The organism is Vibrio sp. 10N.261.54.A5, assembly GCF_041471145.1.
Classification (GTDB): domain Bacteria; phylum Pseudomonadota; class Gammaproteobacteria; order Enterobacterales; family Vibrionaceae; genus Vibrio; species Vibrio crassostreae_C.
Map to the genome: position 1 here is coordinate 1 of NZ_JBFRNU010000006.1, position 25,331 is coordinate 25,331.

The following is a 25,331-nucleotide window of genomic DNA, read 5'->3' on the forward strand; positions in this document are numbered from 1 at the left end:
GAAAGCCGCGATGAACCAATAAAAAGCCCCGCAAGCTTTCACTTGCGGGGCTTTTTTAGCTAATTGAGAAAAGGGCTAATTACTTACCAGCTTCTTTTTCTGCTTTAACTTTTGCAATCACTTCGTCAGCAACGTTAGTTGGACATGGTGCGTATTGTGCGAATTCCATAGAGAATTGGCCACGACCAGAAGTGATAGTACGTAGGTGACCGATGTAGCCGAACATCTCAGAAAGAGGTACGTCAGCTTTAATACGAACACCAGTTACGCCAGCTTGTTGATCTTTGATCATGCCACGACGACGGTTAAGGTCACCGATAACATCACCAACGTGATCGTCTGGAGTGAACACGTCAACGTTCATGATTGGCTCAAGAAGTTGCGCGCCAGCTTTAGGCATAGATTGACGGAATGCGCCTTTCGCTGCGATTTCAAATGCGATAGCAGATGAATCGACTGCGTGGAAACCACCATCGAAAAGTTCAACTTCAACGTCTAGAGTTGGGAAGCCAGCTAGTACGCCGTTTTCCATCATAGATGCGAAGCCTTTCTCAACTGCAGGCCAGAATTCTTTAGGAACGTTACCGCCCACAACTACAGAGTTGAACTTGAAGCCAGAACCTGCTTCGCCTGGTTTGATACGGTAATCGATCTTACCGAATTGACCAGAACCACCAGATTGCTTCTTGTGCGTGTAGCTATCTTCAATTGCTTGAGTGATAGTTTCACGGTAAGCAACTTGAGGAGCACCTACAGTTAGGTCAACGCCGTATGTACGCTTAAGGATATCTACCTTGATGTCTAGGTGAAGTTCACCCATACCTTTCAGGATAGTTTCGCCAGTCTCTTCGTCAGTCTCAACTTGGAAAGATGGATCTTCTGCAACCATTTTACCGATAGCGATACCCATTTTCTCAGAACCGCCTTTATCTTTTGGAGATACAGCGATTGAGATTACTGGAGTTGGGAATACCATTGGCTCAAGCGTTACTTGGTGCTTAGGATCACATAGAGTGTGACCAGTCTGCACGTTCTTCATACCAACGATCGCAATGATGTCACCAGCTTGTGCGCTAGTTAGTTCGTTACGGTCATCAGCTTGCATCTCAACCATACGGCCAACACGTTCAGTCTTGCCAGTGAATGAGTTAAGAATCGTGTCACCTTTGTTCAGTTTACCAGAGTAAATACGAACGAAAGTTAGAGCACCGAAGCGGTCATCCATGATTTTGAATGCAAGCGCTTTGAAAGTCTCATCTGTAGAAACGATAGCGTGTTCGCCAGTTTCTTCACCGTTCTCATCCATTAGAGGCTGAGGGTCAACTTCAGTTGGTGCTGGTAGGTAATCTACTACAGCATCAAGGATAAGTTGCATACCTTTGTTCTTGAACGCAGAACCACAGAACGTTGGGAAGAATGCGATATCACGAGTACCTTTACGGATACAACGCTTAACGTCTTCAATAGAAGGCTCTTCACCTTCCATGTAAGCTTCCATTAGGTCATCGTCTTGCTCTACAGCAGTTTCGATTAGCTCTTCACGGTATTGCTCAACGTCATCAACCATGTCCGCTGGAACATCTTTGATTTCGTAGTTTTCAGGAAGACCAGTGTCATCCCAAACGTATGCTTTACGGCTTAGTAGGTCTACAACACCAACGAACTCGTCTTCACGGCCGATTGGTAGAACCATTACTAGAGGAGTTGCACCTAGAACGTTTTTAACTTGGTCAACAACGTTGTAGAAGTCTGCACCCATACGGTCTAGTTTGTTAACGAAGATCAGACGAGATACTTCTGATTCGTTAGCGTAGCGCCAGTTAGTTTCTGATTGAGGTTCAACACCACCAGAACCACAGAATACACCGATACCGCCATCAAGAACTTTAAGAGAACGGTATACTTCAACTGTGAAGTCAACGTGTCCAGGAGTATCGATAACGTTTAGACGGTGATCGTTCCAAAAACAGCTTACAGCTGCTGATTGGATAGTAATACCGCGCTCAGCTTCCTGTTCCATGAAGTCAGTCGTTGATTCGCCATCATGTACTTCACCAGTCTTGTGGATTTGACCAGTTAGCTTAAGGATACGCTCAGTGGTAGTTGTTTTACCCGCATCAACGTGCGCGAAAATACCAATGTTTCTGTATTTCGATAAATCTGCCATTGTCTTACTCTGTTAATAGGATATAAAATGCGCGCAGAGTATATCACAATCTGTGAAGACTGATAGCTTTGCATGCATTTGGGACTAAAAAACTTTGCCTTTTTCTAACATATAGAAAAAGGCAATCTGTAGAAACAATCTAAATGATTGTTTAGTTTAGTGCTAATCTAAAGCGCAATTGGCGTTTTAAGTTAGACTGAATTTCTGCTGTATAGAGTAGCTGAAGTGAGCTCAATTACAACTCATCAAAAGCATTAATTGCTTCTGATAATTTTTTCACGCCGTGGATCTGCATTCCAGGAATACCACCTTTAGGCATGTTAGCCGCCGGTACAATCGCTTTCTTGAAGCCGTGTTTAAATGCCTCATTAAGACGCTCTTGTCCGCTCGGTACAGGTCGAATCTCACCCGCTAGGCCTACTTCTCCAAATACCACCACATCTTTTGGTAATGCGCGGTCTCTGAAACTAGAAAGTAGAGCCATCACCAACGCAAGATCAGCACTGGTTTCGGTTACTTTAACACCACCGACGACATTCACAAACACATCTTGGTCAGCCATTTGTAAGCCGCCGTGTTTATGCAGCACCGCTAATAACAAAGAAAGCCTGTTTTGCTCTAGGCCGACAGCGACGCGACGTGGGTTAGCCAGCTGTGAATAATCCACCAGCGCTTGGATTTCGACAAGAAGTGGACGCGTCCCTTCCCACACCACCATGACAGAACTGCCCGAGGTTTCTTCTTCACCACGAGACAAGAAGATAGCGGATGGGTTGCTGACTTCTTTTAGCCCTTGGCCTGTCATCGCAAACACACCCAGTTCATTCACTGCACCAAAACGGTTTTTGTGGCTGCGTAGCGTTCTAAAACGGCTATCGGTTCCGCCATCTAATAAAACAGAACAGTCAATAATGTGCTCAAGTACTTTTGGCCCTGCTAAGGTGCCGTCTTTAGTTACGTGTCCAACTAAGAACACAGCAACGTTATTCTGTTTTGCGTAGCGCGTTAATGCGGTTGCCGATTCACGAACCTGTGCAACACTGCCCGGAGAAGATTGAACATCCGCAACGTGCATAACTTGGATCGAGTCGATAACCATGATCTTAGGTTGTTCTTTTTCTGCAACCTGACAAATCTTATCCACGTTCGTTTCTGAGAGCATCTTTAGGTGCTCTTTTGGCAATCCAAGTCGAGACGCACGCATCGCGACTTGTTGCAGAGATTCTTCCCCGGTTACATAGAGAGTCGGTAATTGAGAAGAAAGCTGACACATGGTTTGTAATAGCAGCGTTGATTTACCGGCACCCGGGTTACCACCAATCAGGATCGCAGCACCCGGTACGACACCACCACCAAGTACGCGGTCTAGCTCTTTAAAGCCACTGCTAAAACGTGGGACTTCTTGCAGATCGATTTCTGACAGCGTTTGAACCGAAGATTCAGTTGCACCGCCCGCATAACCACTCAATCGTTCATTACGTGCGACCTGAGGTGAAGCGGCTAACCTAACTTCTGTAATCGTGTTCCAAGCACCACATGCATTGCACTGCCCCTGCCAACGTGGAAAATCGGCACCACAGTCATTACACACATAAGCTCGCTTTGCCTTCGCCATAAAACCTCAATAATTTACTCAATTACACAATGATGTTGTCAATTTGTGACTTATTTGACCGTACGGATGAAAATAAAAGTTGCAGTCATACCACTTATACTTAAAGATCGATTTAAACTAGTCGATAACATAAACGCACCGTCCATTCTAACAAGAAAAGTATGCAGCAATCTGAAATTCTATCTGTAGCAGAACGTTTAATCCCGGCTTACCACGCCGAAGATTTCGAATTCCTTCTTTCTCAAATGACAGAAGGGGAATCGCCGTCTCTGAAGCTGCTCGTTAAAATGGAACTGAATCGTATCATGGCTCCGTGTACAAAGAGCATTGATTTACGCGGGCGTATTGATAATGAGTGTCGTCAGTTCACTCTCGATGGCCGTAAGCACTGGCTCGATGATATCGCTTTAAACGCATATCAACGTGGTACGAAAAAGTTTAAAGGTTACACAGAAGGCGCATGGGAGTTAGTAATGACTCCGCGAACTCAGCCTCTGAGCGTTGTTAAAACATCTTCTCAAGGTAACCACGACATTACTAGCGCCAATAGCCCGTACGAAGCGGAAGCTATTAACCTAGGTTACGACTTAAAACGCCAAGAGAACAGACTCAAGATTAGCTCGCAGGTCGAGATCACCACATCGAAAGGGCAAAGCCTACATGGTGTAACGGTTGATATCTCCCCGTCGGGTGCAAAGTTCAAAGTACCGAGCGCCTTTCGATACAACCTCGGCGAGATCATCAGCGTTAAGTTCTCAGAGCTTATCGAAAAGTCCCAAGAAAACGATGTTAACCAAGCGGTTGAATTTCGTGTTTTGGGTATCGACGAATCTTATGAGAACAACGCGGTCAAATTTCTAAGAACCATCAAGGTAAGCGACAACAATATTGTGGCTCGCTTACTCGATGAGTCTTTAAATAGCACCAGTAAGAAAACCAGCCATGAGAATCAAGATAGGATTATTCGAACTCGTACTCGAGGAATCGAACATACCTATCTAAAGCATACTTGTAACCTACCCCTGTTTTTCAGCGGCAGCGAACTAAAGCTTGCCCTACTGACGGATAACAACCATCCATTATGGCAATATTGGCACGACGAACGAAATCAACAAGCGCTGGGTACCCTGTTCAACGAGCAACGTATGAACCTGTTGGCGAAACCAGGAGTGAAGGGAACCAGTAACGTTATCTACTCTTTTACCCATGAACACCAAAACAAGACCTTGTTCTATTCAATGATGCTGCCTGAAGCCTCTCGTGAACAAAGACAGCTGTTCTGGCACATCGGTGGCAAACGTAAAAGTTGGAAGGCGTTCAAGTTCTCGGTTTTCGAACTTTCAGACACTGAGCGACAAGCATTAGCTAAACACTCGGATACGCTGGCTCAAAGCTCAGCTCAACTGACGCATTGCGGAATCTTGCAAGAGATTGGCGATCACGAAAGTGCGGCGGACTATCTTCTGAGTGAAAAGCCACGCATTCCAAGCAGTGAATTGAACCGCTTCCGTCACCCGCGTACTGTCGTCGGCAATATTCAAAGCATCTACTTTGACTCTCAGACTCGTCGTAAAGAGCCGAGATACCAATTTAAGTCACCGTTGCAACTTACATCACAAGATGGCGCAGCGGCGAACGGACACACCTTAGATATTTCGAAGCGTGGACTGAGCATTAGCCTTGAACACCCAATGGTACTCAAGATTAATGATCCGGTATTAGTGAACTTCAATGAACTGCAGCTCTATGACAAGAACCTGCCACTGAGCACAGTGCCTTACCACGTAATTCGAGTGAGTCCGAATGGTCGCAACGTGCAGTTGGTTATTGCCGAGAACGCCAAGACAATGCGTACCATCGCTTTCCTTAATGGGCTTATCGATCAAAACCAAAGTAAGCTGATTAAGAAGCAAGAGATACTGCCAACACATTCGCTACTCGAATCACTGCACAACATTTTGTTGAGCAAGATGGTCAGTAACCCAATATTCATTGATAAGCCAAGTTCAACGCTGCGCTGTAAGATCATTGGTGTGAATTTCCCACTGAATAAGCATCTAACGTTACTTGCTAAACTTGGTCACAACCAAAAGTTCTCACTCGAGCCAATCTTCAAGGGTCACACCAACTCACTGTTGGCTGAGCCACTAAAAAGAATTGAAGGTGCGGAGCCTAAGCATCATGACGTGTACATTGCTGCAGTGAAGTTTGGCGACAAAATCCAGTCGGTACACACCAAGTTGGTCAAAGACTTCGCCTCAGCAAAGGAACGCATCTTATTCATCAAGAAAGCGCAGCACTTAGGTGATGTGTATGTATTGCGAGTCACCACGGCACCTATCTTTAATCCGCTAACGAGTTTATTCCAGTCGGATTTAGAAGAGCTTTCACGCATCAGTATGCATCAAGCTAAGAAGCTAGAGAATGAGGTGACGGCGTTTATCGGTTATGGCGAGATAGAGGACATTACCGATGAAGTGCTGATTCGATTGGAGCTAACACGCTAGCCTCGAGTGGCGTATTAACTTAAGCATGAAAATTGAAAAAGCAGGCTGATAGCCTGCTTTTTTTGTGTCTGAGCCACTATTGCTAAATAAGATACATCGCCAATAGCACTTAGGTAGAGCCCCTAAGGTTTCGCTTGCCAGCTGATCTTCTGTTGCTTAGCCAATACACCCGACAAGATACACAGCACACCGCCTAAACCTGCGTAACGAACAGCAGTTTGAGCTTGCTGCTCTACTTTTGGTTTTGCGTGGTAGGCAATGCCTAAACCTGCAGAGCCCATCATCACCAAGTCATTGGCACCATCACCAACGGCAACGGTATTATGTAGTTCCAATTCGTACTCTTCAGCCAACTCTACCAAGATATCCGCTTTGGTCTGCGCCGAAACAACATCGCCTAAGACTTCACCCGTCAACTTACCGTTGACGATCTCAAGCGTGTTTGATTGAGCATGGTCTAGATCAAGGGTATCTTTCAGGTAGTCAGAGAAGTAAGTAAAACCGCCTGATGCAATCGCCGTTTTCCAGCCAAGCTTATTTAGAGTATTCACCAGCCCGACCAAGTCTGGCATGAATGGCAATGACTGACGCACTTGCTCTAATATCGACTCATCCGCACCTTTCAGTGCTCCTACTCGCTGGCGTAGGCTCTGTTCAAAGTCGAGCTCGCCTTGCATTGCTCGTTCTGTGATTTCAGAGACTAACTCTCCCACTCCAGCTAGCTTGGCAATCTCATCGATGCATTCAATTTGAATCGCTGTGGAATCCATATCCATCACGATCAAACCTGGCTTAGATAAGTCTGGGACCTCGCTAAGGCAAGCATAATCAAGCTTCAGCGCTTGGAGGATTTCTTCGTGTGCTGGCGTTAGATTGCCTGACATCAAAGCCACTTCATAATGCCCAACCTTCCACGTATCGAGGATGGTGTTGTAAGTGCCAGTGAAAAAGTCGATGTCATCGAAAGATTGTGGAGATAGGTACTCACCAAACACAATCCAATTGGCCTTGGATTTAGCGAGTTGAGAAGCGAAACGAGTCTCGGGGAGTCGAGTTAATAATGTCGTATGCCTTTTTATCGGCAGATATTTCTGAGCGTCCATGTGTATGATTCCTAATTAACTATGCTAAACGTTAACCTATTGCAATTTGAAAACGCAAGTCTCAATATGTCTTAATCATAACATTTGTTTATTTCAGGCTTCGTGAAACATGAATGAATCATTGTTCTCAATACGTAACGCTTTACGAATGCTAGCCCTCATTTTGTTGGCTACCATGTTCGTTGTAACGATTAAAAATACGGTCGTGATCAGTAAAGGTAACGAGAAGATCCAAGCAAAACAGTTGGAAACTCTTACCAAGCTGCTTATCTCTCAGGCATCACTTTCAGCCAGCAAGATGATCACGCAACAAGACCAAGAGCGATTGCTTGATCTGACTAACCAGCTATCTCAAGACCGACTGGTGTTCGATACCACCATCTATGATGCAGAGGGTATTCGACTGGCTTCGAGCGAAAAAGCCCTCTCGGTACGTGAGGTTCTTGGCTTAGATACACCACTTTCAACAGCAAGTATCGGCAGACAACAGTTAGTTGAACCTATTTATTCTCCAGAGAAAACGATCATCGGCTTTATTCGAGTGACTTTTGAAACCGGTAAGATGACGGCGATTTCTGATCACCACTACCGCAAAAGTGATCGCTACATGATCGGTATGGTGTTGATGGGGTTTGTGAGTGGCGTGTTGTTCATCATGCTGATTCGCAGAAGACCAACTAAGTCTGGTGAGAACTTACTATTGAAAAATGTAAGCTCATAAACACACTAGGCTGACAATAAATACTAGACTCAGAATAAATACAGCAATCCAATAAAAAGCCCCGACGCTCAGGCAGCAACGGGGCTTTTTGTTATCTGTTAACTTATCAAGCTAAGACAAAACAAGATTATTCTTGGTCACCAAGCAACACTGAGTCTAGTGCGATAACCATCATGTCGTTGAAAGTCGTTTGACGTTCATCTGATGTCGTTTGCTCACCAGTCTTGATGTGGTCAGAAACAGTACAGATCGTTAGAGCTTTTGCGCCGTATTCAGCACATACACCATAGATGCCAGCCGCTTCCATCTCTACGCCAACAATGCCGTATTTGTCCATTACTTCGAACATCTCTGGATCTGGCGTGTAGAACAGCTCAGCCGAGAACAGGTTACCGACTTTTACGCCGACACCGAGAGCTTTGGCTGCATCTTCTGCCGCGCGCACCATTTTGTAATCCGCAATAGCCGCAAAGTCATGATCTTTAAAGCGAATACGGTTCACTTTAGAGTCAGTACATGCGCCCATACCGATCACCACATCACGCACTTTGATATCTTCGCTCACTGCACCACAACTGCCGACACGAATGATCTTCTTCACACCAAAGTCTTTGATCAGCTCAGTCGCGTAAATAGAACAAGATGGAATGCCCATACCGTGTCCCATTACCGAAACCTTACGACCTTTGTAAGTACCGGTGTAACCAAACATGTTGCGAACGTCGCACACTTGAACCACTTCTTCTAAGAAGGTTTCAGCGATGTATTTAGCACGTAGCGGGTCACCTGGCATTAAAACTACGTCAGCGAAATCACCCATTTCAGCATTAATATGTGGAGTAGCCATTGAAAATATCCTTAATCTCAAAACAAAAAAAGAAGAGAGAGGTTTCCCTCTCTCTTCGTTAACTATTATAGAAAGCTTGTACCGTGTCCCATTGGCGATGTACCAAAGTATGACGCTAAGCTTTGACCGATATCAGCGAACGTATCGCGACGGCCTAAAGAACCGGCTGGAACCTTCTGACCGTAAACAATCACAGGGATGTGCTCACGAGTATGGTCTGTACCTGGCCATGTCGGATCACAACCGTGGTCAGCCGTTAGGATAAGCACATCATCTTCTTTCATCATATCGATGATTTCATTGATGCGACCATCGAAGTACTCAAGTGCCGCTGCATAACCAGCAACATCACGGCGGTGGCCGTAAGCTGAGTCGAAATCAACGAAGTTAGTGAACACGATAGTGTTGTCGCCTGCTTCATTGATCGCTTCTTTGGTTGCTTCAAATAGCGCAGGAATACCTGTTGCTTTGGTTTTCTGAGTGATGCCACAACCCGCGTAGATATCAGAGATCTTGCCGATTGAGTGAACGTTACCGCCCTTCTCATCAACCAACTTCTGAAGAATGGTGGCTGCAGGTGGCTCAACAGAAAGATCACGACGGTTACCAGTACGTTCGAATTGACCTTTACCTGGGCCAATGAACGGACGAGCGATAACACGACCAATGTTGTAGTCTTCTAGCTCTTCACGAGCAATCTGACAAAGGTCTAATAGGTTTTGCAGGCCGAATGTCTCTTCGTGACAAGCGATCTGGAAAACAGAATCTGCAGAAGTATAGAAGATAGGCAAGCCAGTCTTCATATGCTCTTCACCTAGGTTATCTAGGATTTCCGTGCCAGATGAGTGGCAGTTACCTAAGAAACCAGACAGGCCTGCACGCTCAAGGATGCGGTCAGTCAGTTCTTTTGGAAAGCTGTTCTCTTTGTCGGTGAAGTAGCCCCAGTCAAACAGTACAGGAACACCCGCAATTTCCCAGTGACCTGATGGCGTGTCTTTACCAGAAGACAGCTCAGCAGCGTGACCGTAAGCGCCAATGATCTCAGCGTCTGCATCCATACCAGGAGCAAAACGACCCGTAGACTCTTTGTGAGCCATCGCTAGACCTAGCTTAGACAGGTTTGGCAGTGCCAGTGAACCTTTACGATCTGCATTGTCTGCAAGACCTTGGTCACAATGATCTGCGATGTGGCCCATAGTGTCAGAACCTACATCACCAAATTTGTCTGCATCCGCTGTTTCACCGATACCGAATGAATCTAAAACTAAAATAAATGCTCTTTTCATTTTCTTCACCAACTTATTGCTCTTTGCACCAGAACTCTGTTTATCGGTATACGCGAGGTATACCGATACCTGTTATTTACACGTCTTCAGAACGAATCTGACGGTAAACGTCTGGCGTTGCTGTATATTCTCCGCCCACAGTGATTGCATTTTGTAATGCTGTTGCAGCTTCTTGCCACTGTTGTTCGTTACGAGCATGAATCATTGCTAATGGCTTATCTTCACTTGCTACTTCACCTAGGCGAATGAAGTGATCAAAACCGACTGCGTAATCAATGCTGTCAGTTGCTACACGACGACCGCCGCCCATACCAACCACAGCCATACCAATTGCACGAGTATCCATTGCTGATACCACACCGCTTTCTAACGCGTACACTGGCTTAATAATGTCTGCTTTTTCTAGGTAGTTATCGTAGTTCATTACGAAATCAACTGGACCACCAAGGCCCGCTACCATTTTACCGAAGCACTCTGCTGCCTTACCGTTATCCAGTACTGCCATCAGTTTTTCGCGCGCTTCGTCTGAGTCTTTAGCTAGGTTACCGAGCACCAGCATTTCAGCACACGATGCTAGAGTGATCTCTAACAAGCGAGGGTTACGGTATTCACCCGTTAGGAACTGAACCGCTTCACGAACTTCTACTGCGTTACCCGCTGAAGAAGCCAGCACTTGGTTCATGTCCGTTAGGATTGCTGTTGTTTTAGTACCCGCACCGTTTGCTACTGCAACGATAGATTTCGCTAGCTCTTCAGATGCTTCGTAAGTCGGCATGAATGCGCCTGAACCTACTTTTACATCCATCACTAGAGAATCAAGGCCCGCAGCCAGTTTCTTAGATAGGATTGAAGCCGTGATCAGCGAGATGTTATCGACTGTTGCTGTGATATCACGAGTTGCGTAAACACGCTTGTCAGCAGGAGCTAGATCGCCTGTTTGACCGATGATAGCCACGCCAGCATCTTTCGTTACTTCACCGAACACATCGTTGGTTGGTGTAATGTTGTAACCCGGAATAGATTCCAGCTTGTCTAGCGTACCGCCAGTGTGGCCTAAACCACGACCAGAGATCATTGGAACGAAACCGCCACATGCTGCCACCATTGGGCCAAGCATCAGAGAAGTAACGTCGCCAACACCACCAGTAGAGTGTTTATCAACGATTGGGCCATCAAAGTTCATGTGGCTCCAGTCAATCACCATGCCTGAATCACGCATTGCACACGTTAGTGCGATACGTTCTGGCATCGTCATTTCATTAAAAAAGATAGCCATTGCGAATGCGGCAATTTGGCCTTCAGAAACCGTGTTCTTAGCCACACCTTGAATGAAGAAGTTAATTTCTTCAGCTGTTAGGACTTCACCGTCACGTTTTCTGCGAATAATTTCTTGAGGTAGATACATTAGTGCCTCCCAAACTCTAGTGAGTATGGTTTGTAGGGAAAAGAGGTAATATGGAGTGGCTTGACGCCACTCCATCAAACAGACTTATTATGTTCAATACTCTAAATATTTGGCGTTGCAGTTAGGCGACCAGTGAGTTCATTCCTATGAGCATAGAGGCTCTATGTGATTAGGAGGAACTTACGCAGTCAACAACGCTGCGGTGTCAAATATGACGAGTAAATTAGTATGCTGCTGGATCAGCAGTCTGGTCTGTCACTTCTAATGTATTAAGAAGGTTAGTTAGTAGGCTTGAAGCACCAAAACGGTAGTGCATGTTGTCTGCCCACTCAGCGCCTAGTAGCTCATCAGCCATTGCTAGGTATAGTGCTGCATCTTCAGCAGTACGTACGCCACCAGCTGGTTTGAAACCAACTGTTTTAGCAACGCCCATGTCACGGATAACTTCAAGCATCATGCGCGCGTACTCTGGAGTCGCGTTTACTGGCACTTTACCTGTTGAAGTTTTGATGAAGTCTGCACCTGCTTCGATACAGATTTGAGAAGCTTTCTTGATTAGTGCTTCTTCTTTCAGTTCACCTGTTTCGATGATCACTTTAAGCGTGATGTCACCACAAGCTGCTTTACACTGTTTAACTAGCTCAAAGCCAACTTCTTCGTTGCCAGCAATAAGAGCACGGTATGGGAATACTACGTCAACTTCGTCTGCGCCGTACGCTACCGCTGCTTTTGTTTCTGCAACAGCAATTTCGATGTCGTCATTACCATGAGGGAAGTTAGTTACAGTCGCAATGCGTACTTCTGGAGTACCTTGCTCACGCAACGCTTTCTTAGCTGCTGGGATAAAGCGAGGGTAAATACAGATTGCAGCGGTGTTGCCTACTGCAGTCTTCGCGTCATGACAAAGCGCCACTACTTTTTCAGTAGTATCGTCGTCATTTAGCGTAGTTAGGTCCATAAGTTTAAGTGCACGTAGAGCTGCTGCTTTTAAATCGCTCATTTCTATCTCCGATCAATATATTCAAATAGTTAACTACTTCGCCCTCCATCCAGTATAGATGGATATTTTAGTAATGCTCAGTAGCCACAAATGAACGGACTTGGTTCCCTGAAGACTTGATAACTTTCGCTACCAATTGCAATCCTTGTCACCGCACAGTACCAGTTTGGTCTATGGCACAACAAATCAGTCATGTTGTGTCTAACATCTATAGCGTATCGCTAATTTTGGCTTAATCCCAGAAGAATAACGTTCGAGTTGATTTCGAGGTTACTTTCTTGCCAACAGAGACATCCTATCCCTTTAGCTTATACATTATAGGTATCCATCAATAAATTGTAGTGCTCCTTAGAACGCAAACGGTTTGTATCTCAAAAAAACATTCTAGACCCTACATCGAATCTAAGCATAAGCGCGTGCATATACTAAAAACGGCAGGCCTAAAAACAAAAAAGCCCCGCAGCAATTTCTTGCTACGGGGCGATATTATTATGGCGTCTATATATCGATTTCTAACTAATTAGAAAGACAGGAAGAAGCCAGCAATTGTTGCTGCCATCAGGTTAGATAGAGTACCAGCAATTACCGCTTTAACACCCATACGTGCGATGTCGTGGCGACGGCTTGGTGCAATACCACCTAGACCACCTAGAAGAATCGCAATTGAAGAAAGGTTTGCGAAACCACATAGTGCGAATGCGATGATAGCTTGAGTCTTCTCAGACATCACTTGACCAGTTGCTGCAACAACTTGAGCGTTTTCACCAACGTATGGTACGAAGTTTAGGTATGCAACGAATTCGTTAACAACTGTCTTCTGACCAATGAAAGAACCAGCGATAGTTGCTTCTTCCCATGGAACACCAATGATGAATGCTAGCGGTGCGAAGATCCAACCTAGAAGAAGTTCTAGAGTTAGGTTTTCCATACCGAACCAACCACCGATGCCACCTAGGATACCGTTGATTAGAGCAATTAGACCGATGAATGCTAGTAGCATTGCACCAACGTTAAGTGCTAGTTGTAGACCAACTGATGCGCCACCTGCTGCTGCGTCGATAACGTTAGCTGGTTTGTCATCGCCACCGTCCATTTCGTCAGCGATGTTGTCGTCTGGCGTATCTGTTTCAGGCTTGATGATTTTAGCGAATAGTAGACCACCTGGTGCTGCCATGAATGATGCTGCTACAAGGTACTCTAGAGGTACACCCATAGATGCGTAACCCGCTAGTACACCACCAGCTACAGAAGCCAAACCACCACACATTACTGCGAATAGTTCAGAGTTAGTCATTTTAGGAACAAATGGACGAACAACTAGAGGTGCTTCAGTTTGACCAACGAAGATGTTTGCTGCTGCAGACATAGACTCGGCGCGAGAAGTACCTAGAGCTTTCTGAAGACCACCACCAAGAACTTTGATTACAATTTGCATAACACCAATGTAGTAAAGTACAGAGATAAGTGCAGAGAAGAAAATCAGAGTTGGTAGTACTTGGAAAGCAAAGATGAAACCGATACCGTCAACTGAGAAGTTAACTAGGCTGCCGAATAGGAAACCAGTACCGTCTTTACCGTAGTCGATCACGTTTGCTACACCAGCAGAGAAACCTGCAAGTAGATCACGACCCCAAGGGATGTAAAGTACGAATGCACCAAGTGCGAATTGGATAGCGAAAGCGCCACCCACTGTTCTTAGATTAATAGCTTTGCGGTTGTCAGATAGTAGTACTGCGATTGCGATCAGTGCAACCATTCCGACTAGGCTCATAAACAGGCTCATAGTTTATGACTTCCTTATTAGTTATTTATTGGCGTGTTACAAAATGGGGCTATAAAGCGGAGGCAATTATACTCATGCGACCACTAATAAAGTAATGCCGTCCTCACACTTTCGTAGAAGATTCATGTACCATTCACACGCAAATGTGACCCAAATCACAAGCTCAGTGCAATTTACGCAAACGATAAACAAAAACCTTCGATTTTATTCACATATACCGAATGCGCGATGGCTATTTTGCCAAATTTGCGCTGCAATCGATTGCTTTGGCTCTTTTCTAAGCAAAAAAAGTTCATTTAAGATCGTAACTAAATATTTGGAATGATTAACATTTCCTTGGTTTCCATACATGGGCATGTCCGGAGCATCCGTTTCCAATACCAGACATTCAAGGGGCAATTTTGCGATGGTTGTGCGTGTTTTTTGCGCTCTTGGGTAAGTTATCGTTCCACCGACGCCAATATAGAAACCGAGCTTGATCCACGCCAAAGCTTGCTGTTCACTCCCAGAAAAACCGTGAATCACACCACCTAAGGTGAACTTATGCTGCTTTATTAGCTCGATAAGTCGGTTGTAAGACTTCCTCTCATGGATGATTAAAGGCAGGTCAAACTCCTTCGCAAGCTCCATTTGTTGGATGAAAAAGCGCTCTTGTTTCTCTCGTTCAACGTCCACAAAAAAGTCGAGCCCGCACTCACCTATCGCGACACATTGGCTGTTTTTTGAAGCGAGTAATTGGCGAAGTTCCGAAAATTGTTCGTCATTGGCCGGTTCTAAAAAGTAAGGATGGAAGCCTAATGCATAGTAAATATTGGGGTGAGATTGCGCAATTTTCTCAAGCTTATGCCAGTTATTTTGACCGATAGAAGGGATGAGTAACTTCTCAACTTGAGCCTGTTTTGCCTCTTTGATATATCCCTCAATGCTCAGCTCATGGGTAAAACCTTGCTCAAACGCCTCAAAGTCTGCGTGGCAATGTGTATCAAATAGCGGAAAATCACTTGTTTGCTGTGTCATCTTTCCCACTCTCAGCTTGCTGCCCTTGAGGATCTCGACGATAAGGAACACAACTGCGCTTGTTTTCAGGCGTTAGCCCAAGCTCTTCACACCACTTATCGTATTTCCTAATCCAAGCTTTTATCCAACCGAACATATTTACCTCAAGCTTATTGTCTAAAATGGCACGCATTAAAAAACGCCTATTGCAGAACAATAGACGTTTTTGTTTAACTCGAATAGAGATCGAAGAAATTAGTGCTCGCGCGTCGCTCGGAATTGAACTTCAGGGAAACGTTCAGAAGCTAGGTTCAAGTTCACCATAGTTGGTGCGATGTAAGACAGGTTATCACCGCCATCTAGCGCTAGGTTAGATTGGTTCTTACGTTTGAATTCTTCAAGTTTCTTAGCGTCATCACATTCAACCCAACGAGCTGTTGCAACGTTAACACCTTCGTAGATAGCTTCTACGTTGTATTCCGCTTTCAAGCGCGCTACAACCACGTCGAACTGAAGGACACCAACCGCACCAACGATCAGGTCGTTGTTCTGCATAGGACGGAATACTTGTACTGCGCCCTCTTCTGAAAGCTGAACTAAGCCTTTTAGAAGTTGCTTCTGCTTAAGTGGATCGCGTAGGCGAATACGACGGAATAGCTCAGGTGCGAAGTTAGGAATACCAGCGAACTTAAGGCTCTCACCTTGAGTAAAGGTATCACCAATCTGGATAGTACCGTGGTTATGTAGACCGATAATATCACCCGCGTATGCTTTCTCAGCACGAGCACGGTCACCCGCCATGAAGGTTACCGCATCAGAGATACTTACACTCTTACCAGTACGAACATGGTTCATCTTCATACCTTGGTTGTAAGTACCCGAAACGATACGCATGAATGCGATACGGTCACGGTGTTTAGGGTCCATGTTTGCTTGGATCTTAAATACGAAACCAGAGAACTTCTCTTCTGTCGCTTCAACATCACGTTCGTTCGCTTGACGCGTTTGAGGTGCTGGAGCCCATTTCGTTAGACCATCAAGCATGTGGTCAACACCAAAGTTACCCAATGCAGTACCGAAGTAAACCGGCGTTAGTTCACCCGCTAGGAACAGTTCATGATCAAACTCAGGACAAGCACCGATAACAAGCTCTAGCTCTTCACGTACGCTTTCCGCAAGATCAGCACCTACTGCTTCATCTAGCTCAGGGTTATCGAGACCTTTGATGATACGAACTTCTTGGATCTCGTGGCCGTGGCCAGATTCATACAAGATCGTTTCATCACGGTGAATGTGGTAAACACCTTTAAACTCTTTACCACAACCAATTGGCCATGAGATTGGAGCGCAAGCCATACCTAGCTCGCTCTCTACTTCATCAAGCACTTCCATTGGGTCACGAACGTCACGGTCAAGTTTGTTCATAAACGTTACGATTGGCGTATCACGCAGACGCGTTACTTCCATTAGTTTACGAGTACGATCCTCGACACCTTTCGCAGCATCGATAACCATCAAACATGAATCAACCGCTGTTAGCGTACGGTACGTATCTTCCGAGAAATCTTCGTGTCCTGGAGTATCTAGTAGGTTTACTAGGCAATCATTGTATGGGAATTGCATTACCGACGTAGTTACCGAGATACCACGTTCTTTTTCCATCTCCATCCAGTCAGATTTAGCGTGCTGGTTAGAGCCACGGCCTTTTACGGTACCCGCTTTTTGAATCGCGTTTCCGAATAAAAGAACTTTTTCAGTAATCGTGGTTTTACCCGCATCCGGGTGAGAGATAATCGCAAACGTTCTACGTTTGCTCACTTCTTGTTGGAAAGACATAGTCGCCCTTTGCTGATCTAAAGCGTAAAAAGGGCAAGTAGATAATACTTGCCCTTGAATTCTGTGTGCGGATTATACAGAAAGCGTATCACTTTCTAAAGGGTCAGTTTACACCCTATTTTTTGGCTAATTTTGTGATTAGCTATCTAGTTAGCGAAAAGACGTAACATGACTAGCTAAAAGACATAAAAAGATAGCTCATAATGATGGCATCTTCGTTGCCTTGTTTAGTTGGATAGTAATTACGACGGCGATCAACTTCGTTGAAGCCTGCCTTTTCGTAAAGATTAAACGCGTTCACATTACTTTCGCGAACTTCCAGCCAAGCGCTTTCAGCATCAGCTTGTTCACATATATCAAGGAAATGTTCAGTTAGTGCCTTACCATAACCTTTGCCTTGCTTGCTTGGGTCTACCGCAATATTAAGCAGCGTCACTTCACCAACAATATTTTGAGCGAAGAAATAGCCCACCACTTGTCCATCAACTTCAAGGACATGATGACAAGCGCCTCGGCTATCAAGATCTCGGATCATATTTTCAGACCAAGGGTGAGAATGCGCGGCCTGCTCTATCTTCCAAATGGCGTCTAGGTGTTGTTGTGAAGTCGGTAAAAATTGATTAGTCATAAGCACAAATTTGTTGCCATAAGTCGCGGCGGTGTTGGTTGTTACCGTTAATGTCAGACAGTAATGGCGATTGAAGTGTTTTAGCCTTCAGCTCTTGAGCCGACTCACAACCAGCAAACCATATCCACTCAACCGAACCTAAATCCACAGTAGACAAGTGTTGCGGTTGAAGGTGTAAAGCCTGAGATAAGTCGAGCTTGATACTTTTGAGTACTCGCTCAAACATCACGGCGAGATCTTCCTGAGGTTTTTCAGGCGAAACCAACAGTAACTTGCAATCGCTCGAGAGCGGAGTCAATTCAGATTCATAACCTGCTAAACGCTCTGGGTGACTTAGTTCCCATTGGCTAATGCCCATCTCATGTAGGTATTGCGCGTGTGTTTGTGACATATCTAGCGGTAGTAACCTTAAGTTTATTGGAGCCAAAGTTTATTGAAACCAGAAGTTTGTTAGAACTAGTTTTGTGAAAGCTGCCTCTATTGAAAGAGCGCTTATTAGAGCAGGGCTGATACTAACAAAAAATAAAGGAGCATCAAGCTCCTTTATTTAGACTAAATCAGTTTGTATCTTGTTGCGTGATAAATCAGCTTATAAGTCGTTGAACTCGGGGCTGTAAGCAATCTCACCAGCATGTCCAGCAAACGCACCGTTTACCAATTCAATCGCTTGGAAAGCACCTTCAGGCACATCCCAAACACAACTCAGGCCAAACTCGCTCGCAGCCTTGAAACCAAAGCGGCTGTAATAAGCAGGGTCACCCAACACAACGCAAGCTGGGTAACCAAAATCAACCAAAGTGGAAAACGCATCTTCAACTAGAGATTTGGCAATGCCTTGGTTGCGGAACTCTTCTTTCACAGCGAGAGGCGCAAGCCCTTGCCAGTTATGATCGTCGCCATCAAGAGTGATAGGGCTAAACATCAGGTGACCAACCACCTCGCCTTCATCAGAACAAGCCACCAGCGATAGCGTTAAATGGCTATTCTCACGCAAGCTCATAACCAAGTTAGCTTCTGCATCTGTTTCAAAAACAGATTTCAATAAACGATCAATGACAAGTATATCTGCCGGTGCTTCAGTTCGAATAAGCATTCATTACCTCACTTTGTGTATCTGGGGATTGTACTCCCTTCTGCACAAAATCAGCTAATTGATTTAACAAAGTTTTCATAGGAGTCGGCAATAAGTCCAAATCTACGCTATCCATCAAGTTTTTAACTTCTAAACCGAGCTCGGTATCGCCTTCAATAGACAGTCTACGTTGGAAGAAAAGCGTATCTGGGTCTTCTTTACGCCCCGCAATCAACACAAGATCGTTAAGATTGCCGCTAAAGCTTACATCTTCAACCACCTCTTTATCAGCTACAACCAGTTGCTCATTTTTGTAGCTAATACACCAACTTAACCCCATGTCTTTTATTGAGACTTTCAGCCATTTGTCTTCTAAAAACTCAAAGTCACCGTCCTCTAAAGCTTCCTTGAATACATTCTTAAGCGCCTCCAATAAGGCTCTTTTTTGTACTGTTTTAGGCAATAACTGGACTGGAGATCGCAAAATTGATGCGGCATTTTGAACTAGTTGAGTGCGAATCTTGTTTATCACGTGACTTATCCGTAACTTTGTCAATAATATGGAATGCATCATAGATGATGTTGAGATCTCAGTTACTGTTATGTATCAAATTAACTTCTGTTTGATACTCGACCTTTAATATCCTGAAAATCACAGTTATAGTAACTCAGGTAATGAGAATTACAGCGGATCGCTGCACTCACAGGTAAATATCGATAGCCACACAAAAAGTAATAAATATTTATCGATAGTGAATATTCAAGCTCTTGGAGAATTGGTAGTACTTTGATGCCTCCCCAACAACTACAACATTGGTTTACCCAGCTAACTGCAAATAGTCCGTTCTTTTTTGCAGTACTTGATGCTCAACATAACTATTTTATGGTGAATGAGCGTTACTGCGATATTGCTGGTTTGAGTCAAACAGAGCTTGCAGGCATGAATGATCGCCAAACATTGGGCGAACAGTTCTACCAACATCTCAAGCCTTACTATGAGCGTGCATTCAGTGGCGAAACGATTGAGGCCGAAGTCACCCTCAACGAAACAGACCTCGATACCAGCCTTCATTTCAGCCTATCTCCGCTTACCAATGGCAACAAAACCGACTACATCGTCTTTCACGCCTTCGACACATCAGAAAACCAAGTACTTGTCCGTTCTTTAGAAGAATCCGAAGCCAAATTCCACAAACTATCTCAACTACTCCCTGACGGATTACTGCTCGTTGAAAGTGACTATATCTTGTCATCCAACCCAGCGGCAGCGCGCCTGCTTGGCTTTAACTCAACCACAGAGTTAATTGGCGAACAGCTGGGACGCCTATTTATCGATGAACAAACCAAAACAGTCTTCAATAATAACCTCAGCTCTATTATTTCTGAGTCTGGTTTGGTTTGCTTAACGGGTGCGCGATGCGGCTTTGAACGTAAGGTCCAGCTCAACATCGACTCCACCACCGTTCTTGGAAGCAACACTCAGCTGGTGCTTATTCAAGACGCACAAGAAACCGCAAAACAATACACACCAGCAAACAGTGAAGATGCCTACATAGATGCACTGACCAAGCTCTACAACCGAGTTGGGTTTACTAAGCGTCTTGAGCAGTTCATTCACAACGATACGCCGGTGGTGATGCTCTACTTAGACATTGATAACTTCAAGAATATCAATGACTCACTTGGTCATCACATCGGTGACAAGGTGATAAAAGAGGTCGCTTCGCGCCTTAAACGCTTACTGCCTCGTAAGGCCGTGATTGGGCATTTAGGCGGGGATGAGTTTGGTATTATCTTGCCAGAACCTGAACATCAGCGAACACCTGAAATGCTCGCTGAAAAGATCATATCCCTTATCAACCAACCCTTCGATCTTCACCACTTTAGCAAACGCTTAGCCTGCTCAATTGGTAGCGTGAGTTTTCCTCAAGATGGGACTGATGCTCGTATCTTGCTGCAAAATGCAGACACAGCAATGTATGAAGCCAAAGATCGTGGTCGCAACCGCCTGATCAAGTTCAACGAACAGATGAACAAAGAAGCGCGCATGCGACTGTGGCTTGAGATAGAGCTACAAAAGGCGCTGCAACAAAATGGACTTGAGGTTTGGTATCAACCAAAAGTGAATGCCCGTGACTTCACCATCAACGGCGCTGAAGCTCTAGTACGTTGGAAGCACCCTGTCGAAGGTTATATCAGTCCTGCTGCGTTCATTCCTGTGGCAGAGCGAGCTGGACTTATTGAACAACTTGGCCGAGTGGTAATGCGTGAAGTGTTTGCTACGGTTAAGCGCTGGAAGATGCAAGGTATCCTTCCAGGTCGTGTCGCGATCAACCTATCTCCAGAACAGTTTGGTAACCCAAAGCTGATTGATTATATGGAAAAATTGCTGCGTTCGACCGAGCTTGATCCAAGTGCGATTACGTTTGAGCTAACGGAAAGCGCGGTAATGAGTGATAGTGAACACACACTTCAAATGCTTAACGCCATCAAGAAACTTGGCTTTGCTCTCTCCATTGATGATTTCGGTACAGGTTACTCTTCACTGTCTTACCTTGCTCGCTTCCCAATTGATGAGCTTAAAATAGACCGTGCTTTCATCTCTGATATCGATACCCTACCAAAGCAAATTACCGTAATTGAAAACATCATCAACCTAGGTAAATCTCTCGATTTGACCGTGGTTGCAGAAGGTGTCGAAACCAGTGAGCAAGCGACTCTGCTGTCTAACCTCAACTGTAGTTCGATTCAAGGCTTCCACTTCTATCGTCCGCAACCAAAACAAGATGTCGAAGAGTTGTTTGCTCAAAACCGCCGTCATAAGAACTGATTAGACGATTCCAATACGCACCTCATTCAAAACCAAAGCAACACACAAAACTACCACTCGTCAGTACCTCAAACGGAGTAAAAGCAGATTTATCCATCTAAACCTGCCTTACATCAATTCCGTCATTCACAATTCTTCATAAAATGCTCGCTTCAACTTAATTCTACTGGTAGTGAGCAAATGGAACTCTTATGCCCAGCGGGTAACTTACCTGCTTTGAAAACCGCTATTGATTGTGGTGCGGATGCTGTCTATATCGGATTCAAAGACGATACCAATGCCCGACACTTTGCAGGCCTAAACTTTGCGGGTAAAAAGCTCGATCGTGCTGTGCAGTATGTGCATGACCACAACAAGAAAATTCATGTTGCCCTAAATACGTTTGCTCACCCAAATGGCTTCGACCGTTGGACTAATGCCGTAGACAACGCCGCTGCTCTGGGTGTTGATGCGTTGATCATCGCAGACATCGCGGTGCTTGAGTACGCAGCAAATAAGTATCCAGATCTCGAACTGCACCTATCAGTGCAAGCATCTGCGACCAATGCGGCGGCTATCGACTTCTACCATAAAAACTTCAACGTTAAGCGTGTCGTACTACCGCGTGTGTTGTCGATTCATCAGGTCAAACAGCTTTCTCGTAACATCACTTCTGACGTTGACCTTGAAGTATTCGCTTTTGGTAGCTTGTGCATCATGGCAGAAGGCCGTTGCTACCTCTCTTCATACATGACAGGCGAATCACCAAATACCGTTGGTGCTTGTTCTCCCGCAAAATACGTTCGCTGGCAAGAAACAGAAACTGGCCTCGAGTCTCGCTTGAACGAAATCCTTATCGATAAGTATGAAGCAGGTGAGAACGCAGGTTACCCAACGCTGTGTAAAGGCCGCTTTGAAGCCGAGATCGATGGTGAACGTAAGCGCTATCACGCACTTGAAGAGCCAACCAGCCTCAACACGCTATCCATGTTGCCTGAGCTTTTCGCGGCAAACGTTGCCTCAGTGAAGATTGAAGGTCGCCAACGCAGCCCGGCTTATGTTGAACAAGTCACTCGCACGTGGCGCGCAGCTATCGATCGCTACTTAGCGAACCCAGAACAATACCAAGTGGAACAAGCTTGGAATGCGACACTGGCGAATGTATCGGAAGGTACACAAACCACGCTTGGCGCTTATCACCGTAAATGGCAATAGAGCCAAATGGAGAACTCAATGAAATACGCATTAGGCCCTCTACTTTATTTTTGGCCAAAACAAGACGTTGAAAGCTTCTATGAGCAAGCGAAATCAAGCTCAGCCGATATCATCTACCTAGGTGAAGCGGTGTGTTCAAAGCGTCGTGAGATGAAAGCGAAACACTGGATGGACATTGCTAAAGAGCTGTCGGCTTCAGGTAAGCAAGTCGTACTTTCCACCATGGCATTGCTAGAAGCACCAAGCGAAGTCAACATCATGAAGAAGTACATCGATAACGGTGACTTTGCGATCGAAGCCAATGATGTGTCTGCAATTCAACTGGCCAGCGAAAGCAAAGTACCTTTCGTGGTTGGCCCGGCAGTAAACACCTACAACGCACGCACCCTGAACCTATTCTTGAAACAAGGCATGACGCGTTGGTGTATGCCGGTTGAGCTTTCTCGCGAATGGCTAAGCAACGTAATGACCCAGTGCGAAGAGCTAAATATTCGTAACAAGTTCGAAGTTGAAGTGTTTAGCCACGGCTACCTGCCGCTTGCTTACTCAGCACGCTGCTTTACCGCTCGCGCTGAAAACAAAGCTAAAGACGATTGCGAAACCTGCTGTATCAAGTACCCAACAGGGCTACAAGTAGAAAGCCAAGAAGGCCAATCAGTCTTCAACCTTAACGGTATTCAGACGCAATCAGGCTACTGCTACAACCTAGTCAATGATTTACCGAACATGCACGACCTGGTTGATGTGGTTCGTTTAAGCCCTCTCGGTATCGATACCTTCTCTGAAATCAATAACTTCAGAGCGAACGAGCAAGGTCAAAAACCGATGAAGATTGAAAGCCGCCAATGTAATGGTTACTGGCATCAGCTTGCAGGTTTAGACGTTAAGAACATCTAGTTCCTCGCATTGGACTAACCAGCAACAGATACAAAAAAGGTCTAGCGTTCGCTAGACCTTTTTAATGCGACTTAAGAAACACGGCCTATGCCGTCGCTGTTTCCATCGGTGAGGCATCGAGCTTCTTTAAGTCTTTGTAGAGCATTACCATCACCACCACACTTAGTGCGATGTTAGACAGTGGGTACGCAATCCAGATCCCCGGCACACCATACAACTTAGGCATAATGTACAAGAACGGTAGTTGGATAAGCATATTACCTATAGTCACAAACATCGCCTTGCTGCCCTTGTTCACCGCTTGATAGTAAGCAGCTGCGACTACCAAGAAGCCATCCAGAGCCAGTGCAAACATGTGAAGGCGAATACCCAACACGGTGTACTCAACCAACTGAGGTTCGTCTGAGTTAAATACTGATACAAACTCACGTGGGAACGCATTGAGAAGCAGCACGAACGCCACACCAATCAATACCGAACTCATCATCGCAATCTTAAGTAGCTTGCGGATGTTTGCTTGGTTACGCGCACCATGGTTGTAGCTCACCAATGGTTGCATGCCGTTGGCGATACCTTCAGCCGTGAGATAATAAACCGTCACGATGTAGCCCAAAATCGCGTAAGCACCGATCATCAACTGGTCGCCATATTGAGAGAACAACGCATTGTGCAACGCCACCATCATCGAACCATAAGCGTACATAAAGAAGCTTGATGTACCAATGGCGAAGATTTGTGGAATCACATCCAGCTTCAATCTCAACTCATTCCAACGTAAACGTAGGTTTGCTCGACGCGAGAAGAAGTAAGCCAAGCCGAGAGCCGTTACTACAAACTGGGCAATCGCTGTTGCTAATGCTGCACCCATCAACTCCCAGCCATAGAGAGCGATAAACAGGTAATCGAGCACGATATTAATCACCGCACCAACGATCATCAGTATCGTCGCTAAGTTCGGACTGTCATCGTTACGCAGTAGAAACGGCATCGCGATCGAACCTAGCGTGAAGACACTAGCACCAATCAGAATGTGTAAGTACTGCAGACCAAGTTCATACACTCGCCCTTCAGCGCCCTGCCAAAGCAAGAAGTTATCAGCAAACAAGAACAGCAATGCAGAGACAATAGGCGTTATCGCTAACAACAAGGTTAAGCCCGTTGCTAAGATCTGCTTAGCGCCTTGAGTATCTTTTTCACCTTGGCGAATCGAGACAAGCGCACCTGTGCCCACACCCACCAACATACCAATACCAAGAATCGAACCAATCACAGGCCACGCAACATTGATACCTGCAAGTCCATCAGCCCCCACATAGCGGCCAATGAAGATGCCATCCACCACTTGGTACAGGCCATTAACCAACATGGCCGCCACGGTAGGGATTGTGTATCGCCAAAATTGACGACTAATTGAGTTACTCATTTCTTACTCTACTTTCATTTG

The 25,331-nt window shown here is 45.3% G+C and carries 21 protein-coding genes; 5 read left to right on the top strand and 16 right to left on the bottom strand.

The window, feature by feature from the left end:
* Window positions 1–79 precede the first annotated feature (79 nt).
* The gene (gene fusA, locus AB4329_RS01165; protein WP_017058825.1) at window positions 80–2,167 is read right to left on the bottom strand and encodes an elongation factor G; all 2,088 of its coding nucleotides are present in this window, start codon (window positions 2,165–2,167) and stop codon (window positions 80–82) included.
* Window positions 2,168–2,402: 235 nt separating this feature from the next.
* Window positions 2,403–3,782 carry a DNA repair protein RadA gene (radA, locus tag AB4329_RS01170; RefSeq protein ID WP_017063288.1) on the bottom strand — a complete coding sequence of 460 codons (1,380 nt, stop codon included), beginning with the start codon at window positions 3,780–3,782 and terminating at the stop codon, window positions 2,403–2,405.
* 161 nt (window positions 3,783–3,943) lie between these two features.
* On the opposite strand from radA, the gene AB4329_RS01175 reads away from it, so the two are divergent.
* Window positions 3,944–6,289, top strand: a complete 2,346-nt coding sequence (locus AB4329_RS01175; RefSeq protein ID WP_017066978.1) for a PilZ domain-containing protein — start codon at window positions 3,944–3,946, stop codon at window positions 6,287–6,289.
* 122 nt (window positions 6,290–6,411) lie between these two features.
* Here the strand turns inward: AB4329_RS01175 and serB are convergent, their stop codons facing one another.
* Window positions 6,412–7,392 carry a phosphoserine phosphatase gene (gene serB, locus AB4329_RS01180; protein WP_017058828.1) on the bottom strand — a complete coding sequence of 327 codons (981 nt, stop codon included), beginning with the start codon at window positions 7,390–7,392 and terminating at the stop codon, window positions 6,412–6,414.
* A 109-nt stretch (window positions 7,393–7,501) separates the two neighbouring features.
* Here serB and AB4329_RS01185 point away from each other — a divergent pair, with 109 nt between their 5' ends.
* Window positions 7,502–8,113 carry a YtjB family periplasmic protein gene (locus AB4329_RS01185; protein ID WP_076655999.1) on the top strand — a complete coding sequence of 204 codons (612 nt, stop codon included), beginning with the start codon at window positions 7,502–7,504 and terminating at the stop codon, window positions 8,111–8,113.
* Between the two features lie 127 nt (window positions 8,114–8,240).
* Here the strand turns inward: AB4329_RS01185 and deoD are convergent, their stop codons facing one another.
* The 12 genes from deoD to AB4329_RS01245 all read right to left on the bottom strand — a co-directional run bounded on the left by deoD (window position 8,241) and on the right by AB4329_RS01245 (window position 19,498).
* A complete protein-coding gene (gene deoD, locus AB4329_RS01190; RefSeq protein ID WP_017063285.1) occupies window positions 8,241–8,960 on the bottom strand; it encodes a purine-nucleoside phosphorylase in 720 nt (239 codons plus the stop codon).
* 65 nt (window positions 8,961–9,025) lie between these two features.
* Complete coding sequence (locus AB4329_RS01195) at window positions 9,026–10,246, bottom strand: phosphopentomutase (RefSeq protein WP_017063284.1); 1,221 nt, start codon at window positions 10,244–10,246, stop codon at window positions 9,026–9,028.
* Window positions 10,247–10,322: 76 nt separating this feature from the next.
* On the bottom strand, window positions 10,323–11,651 hold the full coding sequence (deoA, locus tag AB4329_RS01200) for a thymidine phosphorylase (protein WP_017063283.1): 1,329 nt from the start codon (window positions 11,649–11,651) through the stop codon (window positions 10,323–10,325).
* A 223-nt stretch (window positions 11,652–11,874) separates the two neighbouring features.
* Window positions 11,875–12,651: a deoxyribose-phosphate aldolase gene (gene deoC, locus AB4329_RS01205; RefSeq protein ID WP_010436196.1), complete on the bottom strand. Its 777-nt coding sequence runs from the start codon at window positions 12,649–12,651 to the stop codon at window positions 11,875–11,877.
* A gap of 520 nt (window positions 12,652–13,171) precedes the next feature.
* Window positions 13,172–14,434 carry a NupC/NupG family nucleoside CNT transporter gene (locus AB4329_RS01210; protein ID WP_017058833.1) on the bottom strand — a complete coding sequence of 421 codons (1,263 nt, stop codon included), beginning with the start codon at window positions 14,432–14,434 and terminating at the stop codon, window positions 13,172–13,174.
* 204 nt (window positions 14,435–14,638) lie between these two features.
* Complete coding sequence (locus tag AB4329_RS01215) at window positions 14,639–15,451, bottom strand: TatD family hydrolase (RefSeq protein ID WP_372128688.1); 813 nt, start codon at window positions 15,449–15,451, stop codon at window positions 14,639–14,641.
* Window positions 15,432–15,587 carry a DUF5363 family protein gene (locus AB4329_RS01220; protein ID WP_171732460.1) on the bottom strand — a complete coding sequence of 52 codons (156 nt, stop codon included), beginning with the start codon at window positions 15,585–15,587 and terminating at the stop codon, window positions 15,432–15,434. Before AB4329_RS01220 ends, AB4329_RS01215 begins: the two co-directional genes overlap by 20 nt.
* Window positions 15,588–15,685: 98 nt before the next feature.
* Window positions 15,686–17,266, bottom strand: a complete 1,581-nt coding sequence (gene prfC, locus AB4329_RS01225) for a peptide chain release factor 3 (protein ID WP_017059244.1) — start codon at window positions 17,264–17,266, stop codon at window positions 15,686–15,688.
* A 172-nt stretch (window positions 17,267–17,438) separates the two neighbouring features.
* The gene (gene rimI, locus AB4329_RS01230) at window positions 17,439–17,894 is read right to left on the bottom strand and encodes a ribosomal protein S18-alanine N-acetyltransferase (protein WP_017059243.1); all 456 of its coding nucleotides are present in this window, start codon (window positions 17,892–17,894) and stop codon (window positions 17,439–17,441) included.
* Window positions 17,887–18,285 (bottom strand): DNA polymerase III subunit psi, encoded by a 399-nt coding sequence (locus AB4329_RS01235; protein WP_017063280.1) that lies wholly within the window; start codon window positions 18,283–18,285, stop codon window positions 17,887–17,889. Before AB4329_RS01235 ends, rimI begins: the two co-directional genes overlap by 8 nt.
* Window positions 18,286–18,483: 198 nt before the next feature.
* Window positions 18,484–18,987, bottom strand: a complete 504-nt coding sequence (locus AB4329_RS01240; RefSeq protein ID WP_017063279.1) for a GNAT family N-acetyltransferase — start codon at window positions 18,985–18,987, stop codon at window positions 18,484–18,486.
* Entirely contained in the window at window positions 18,971–19,498 is a 528-nt protein-coding gene (locus AB4329_RS01245; RefSeq protein WP_029235120.1) for an SCP2 domain-containing protein, read from the bottom strand. The genes AB4329_RS01240 and AB4329_RS01245 overlap by 17 nt, the downstream gene beginning before the upstream one ends.
* A 258-nt stretch (window positions 19,499–19,756) precedes the next feature.
* Between AB4329_RS01245 and AB4329_RS01250 the strand changes: the two genes are divergently transcribed.
* From AB4329_RS01250 to AB4329_RS01265, 3 genes are all read left to right on the top strand, one after another.
* Window positions 19,757–21,796 (top strand): bifunctional diguanylate cyclase/phosphodiesterase, encoded by a 2,040-nt coding sequence (locus AB4329_RS01250; RefSeq protein WP_017059239.1) that lies wholly within the window; start codon window positions 19,757–19,759, stop codon window positions 21,794–21,796.
* 180 nt (window positions 21,797–21,976) lie between these two features.
* Complete coding sequence (locus AB4329_RS01260) at window positions 21,977–22,990, top strand: peptidase U32 family protein (RefSeq protein WP_017068227.1); 1,014 nt, start codon at window positions 21,977–21,979, stop codon at window positions 22,988–22,990.
* A gap of 18 nt (window positions 22,991–23,008) precedes the next feature.
* A complete protein-coding gene (locus AB4329_RS01265; RefSeq protein WP_017059237.1) occupies window positions 23,009–23,887 on the top strand; it encodes a U32 family peptidase in 879 nt (292 codons plus the stop codon).
* 85 nt (window positions 23,888–23,972) lie between these two features.
* Here AB4329_RS01265 and AB4329_RS01270 read toward each other — a convergent pair whose 3' ends face one another.
* Window positions 23,973–25,310 (bottom strand): MATE family efflux transporter, encoded by a 1,338-nt coding sequence (locus AB4329_RS01270; protein ID WP_017065966.1) that lies wholly within the window; start codon window positions 25,308–25,310, stop codon window positions 23,973–23,975.
* Window positions 25,311–25,331: the final 21 nt, after the last annotated feature.

Coding starts and splice junctions, on each gene's coding strand:
- AB4329_RS01220 (WP_171732460.1), bottom strand. CDS start 15,587: ATGTTCGGTTGGATAAAAGCTTGGATTAGGAAATACGATAAGTGGTGT.
- AB4329_RS01210 (WP_017058833.1), bottom strand. CDS start 14,434: ATGAGCCTGTTTATGAGCCTAGTCGGAATGGTTGCACTGATCGCAATC.
- deoC (WP_010436196.1), bottom strand. CDS start 12,651: ATGAGCGATTTAAAAGCAGCAGCTCTACGTGCACTTAAACTTATGGAC.
- AB4329_RS01185 (WP_076655999.1), top strand. CDS start 7,502: ATGAATGAATCATTGTTCTCAATACGTAACGCTTTACGAATGCTAGCC.
- serB (WP_017058828.1), bottom strand. CDS start 7,392: ATGGACGCTCAGAAATATCTGCCGATAAAAAGGCATACGACATTATTA.
- AB4329_RS01175 (WP_017066978.1), top strand. CDS start 3,944: ATGCAGCAATCTGAAATTCTATCTGTAGCAGAACGTTTAATCCCGGCT.
- AB4329_RS01195 (WP_017063284.1), bottom strand. CDS start 10,246: ATGAAAAGAGCATTTATTTTAGTTTTAGATTCATTCGGTATCGGTGAA.
- AB4329_RS01270 (WP_017065966.1), bottom strand. CDS start 25,310: ATGAGTAACTCAATTAGTCGTCAATTTTGGCGATACACAATCCCTACC.
- prfC (WP_017059244.1), bottom strand. CDS start 17,266: ATGTCTTTCCAACAAGAAGTGAGCAAACGTAGAACGTTTGCGATTATC.
- rimI (WP_017059243.1), bottom strand. CDS start 17,894: ATGACTAATCAATTTTTACCGACTTCACAACAACACCTAGACGCCATT.
- radA (WP_017063288.1), bottom strand. CDS start 3,782: ATGGCGAAGGCAAAGCGAGCTTATGTGTGTAATGACTGTGGTGCCGAT.
- AB4329_RS01240 (WP_017063279.1), bottom strand. CDS start 18,987: ATGCTTATTCGAACTGAAGCACCGGCAGATATACTTGTCATTGATCGT.
- AB4329_RS01250 (WP_017059239.1), top strand. CDS start 19,757: ATGCCTCCCCAACAACTACAACATTGGTTTACCCAGCTAACTGCAAAT.
- AB4329_RS01235 (WP_017063280.1), bottom strand. CDS start 18,285: ATGTCACAAACACACGCGCAATACCTACATGAGATGGGCATTAGCCAA.
- fusA (WP_017058825.1), bottom strand. CDS start 2,167: ATGGCAGATTTATCGAAATACAGAAACATTGGTATTTTCGCGCACGTT.
- AB4329_RS01265 (WP_017059237.1), top strand. CDS start 23,009: ATGAAATACGCATTAGGCCCTCTACTTTATTTTTGGCCAAAACAAGAC.
- AB4329_RS01215 (WP_372128688.1), bottom strand. CDS start 15,451: ATGACACAGCAAACAAGTGATTTTCCGCTATTTGATACACATTGCCAC.
- deoD (WP_017063285.1), bottom strand. CDS start 8,960: ATGGCTACTCCACATATTAATGCTGAAATGGGTGATTTCGCTGACGTA.
- AB4329_RS01260 (WP_017068227.1), top strand. CDS start 21,977: ATGGAACTCTTATGCCCAGCGGGTAACTTACCTGCTTTGAAAACCGCT.
- deoA (WP_017063283.1), bottom strand. CDS start 11,651: ATGTATCTACCTCAAGAAATTATTCGCAGAAAACGTGACGGTGAAGTC.